Origin of the sequence: Mesorhizobium sp. M7A.F.Ca.CA.002.15.2.1 (genome assembly GCF_003998715.1) — a bacterium.
Taxonomy (GTDB): Bacteria; Pseudomonadota; Alphaproteobacteria; order Rhizobiales; family Rhizobiaceae; genus Mesorhizobium; species Mesorhizobium ciceri.
Genome location: NZ_RZPI01000812.1, coordinates 1 through 2,283, shown reverse-complemented (window position 1 = coordinate 2,283; position 2,283 = coordinate 1). Strand labels below are relative to the sequence as shown.

Here is a 2,283-nt window from a genome sequence, read left to right as displayed (position 1 = left end):
GTGATGAGAGAGCCTGCGGTCACGTCAGCCGGGATCTTGCGTGCCGAAAGCCGTACCCGTTCCGGCGCATAGCGCAGTTTCGGTCTTGCGGTCGATGTTACGTCGATGGTCAGCCGGATACGGCCAGTTTCCATACGGTCGAGCGAGACGACGCGGCCGGTCACCTGCGTCGAGATTTCCGAGCCCAACATTTGTGTGCCCGCACGCCACGTCTCGACCTTGGCAGCAAGCAGCCCTAGGGCGCACAAAAGTGCCGCCATGAAACACAGATGGGTCTTTGGCCATGAGCGCGAGACCAGCGCACAGATCCCCGTCAGGATGACAACCGCGACAGGTCTCGCAAAGTCGGGTTCAGCCGTCAGCGAAAAATAGCCGATCGCTCCGATCGCAAGGCAGACCGGTACCAGCAGGAAGGCCACGCCCCGGTCGAGTTCCAGGCTCGCCGCCATGTTCACGCTGTGGCGCAGGCGTGGCAGTGATATCAGGCCGATCTGCCGGCGCACGCGCACGATCCTGCCGGTTCCGGCAACAGGAACAGAGGCGGCGATACCCGTTTGCAAGGGCAGCTTGCCGGAATCCGGCACGAGGGGCGACGGCGGCGGCAATGAGGCTGGCAGAGGCGCAAACAGGGACCGTTCGCTGACGCCAATGGCAGCGTCCTCGCCCTGATCCGAGCCCCAGCCTCGTCCAGCCATCGGGTCTGCCCCTTGCGCCCTCGACACCCTATGCTACATGAACGCGCAAAGCGCGAAAGTCCGCGCGACCGCACCCCGCTTCAGATGGTTTCCGAGAGTTCCATGTCCGACAAGGTCGTCACCCGTTTTGCCCCCTCGCCCACCGGCTATTTGCACATAGGCGGCGCGCGCACGGCGCTGTTCAACTGGCTGTATGCAAAGCACACCGGCGGCACGATGCTGCTGCGCATCGAGGACACCGATCGCGAACGCTCCAATGAAGCCGCGACGGCTGCCATCCTCGACGGGCTTTCCTGGCTTGGCCTGAGCTGGGACGGCGAGCCGGTGTCGCAGTTCGAGCGTGCGCCCCGCCACCGCGAGGTGGCCGAGGAGCTCGTGCGCATCGGCAAGGCCTATTATTGCTACGCCACGCCAGCCGAACTGGAGGCCATGCGCGAGGCCGCCAGAGCCAAGGGGCTGCCACCCCGCTACGATGGCCGCTGGCGCGACCGCGACCCCTCAGAGGCACCCGCAGGTGCCAAGGGCGCCATCCGCATCAAGGCGCCGACCGAAGGCGAGACCGTCGTCCATGACCGGGTCCAGGGCGACGTGCGCTTTCCTAACAAGGATCTCGATGACTTCATCATCCTGCGTTCCGACGGCAATCCCACTTACATGCATGCCGTCGTCGTCGACGATCATGACATGGCCGTCACCCACATCATCCGCGGCGACGACCATCTGACCAACGCCGCCCGCCAGACCGTCATCTACAACGCCATGGGCTGGGACGTGCCGTCCATGTCGCATATCCCGCTGATCCACGGCGCCGATGGCGCCAAGCTATCGAAGCGGCACGGCGCGCTTGGCGTCGAGGCTTATCGCGCCATGGGCTACCTGCCGGAGGCGCTGCTCAACTACCTGGCGCGTCTCGGCTGGAGCCATGGCGACGACGAGATCATGTCGATCAAGGACATGATTTCCTGGTTCGACATCGGCGACGTCAACAAGGGCGCGGCGCGCTTCGACTTCGCCAAGCTGGAGGCAATCAACGGCGCACATATGCGTCGCATGAGCGATGCCGAACTGTTCGACATCTTCATCGCCACCCTGCCCTACCTCGAAGGTGGCCCGGCGATCGCCGCACGCCTGAACGACAGCACCAAGGCGCAGTTGCTGGCAGCGCTTCCGGGCCTGAAGGAGCGCGCCAAGACGCTGGTGGAGCTCGTCGACGGCGCGGCCTTCCTGTTTGCCACGCGACCGCTGCCGATCGACGACAAGGCGGCCCTTCTGCTCACCGACGATGCCCGCAAGATCCTGCGCAGTGCTCACGAAGCTTTGAACGGGCTTGCGGGTGACTGGACAGCCGTCTCGGCGGAGGCGGCGATCCGCGAGGTGGCGGCGGCCGGCAGCCACAAGCTCGGCGCGGTGGCCCAGCCTTTGCGCGCCGCTTTGACCGGCAAAAGCACCTCGCCGGGCGTGTTCGATGTGCTCGCCGTGCTCGGCCGCGAGGAAAGCCTGGCGCGCATCTCAGATCAAATCGATTAGGAGCAAACTGGCCCAAGAAGATTGGCATTGAAAGGCGGGTTTCGCAGTGCAACATTAGGCC

1 protein-coding gene and 1 pseudogene are annotated in these 2,283 nt (G+C 64.9%); one reads left to right on the top strand and one right to left on the bottom strand.

Annotation, left to right across the window (positions count from 1 at the left end; translation table 11 throughout):
* Window positions 1-695 (bottom strand): annotated as a pseudogene (locus ENZ74_RS29645) (competence protein); the annotation flags it as partial.
* Between the two features lie 102 nt (window positions 696-797).
* Between ENZ74_RS29645 and gltX the strand changes: the two are divergent.
* The gene (gene gltX, locus ENZ74_RS29640; protein WP_063170234.1) at window positions 798-2,222 is read left to right on the top strand and encodes a glutamate--tRNA ligase; all 1,425 of its coding nucleotides are present in this window, start codon (window positions 798-800) and stop codon (window positions 2,220-2,222) included.
* The last annotated feature ends 61 nt before the right edge of the window (window positions 2,223-2,283 follow it).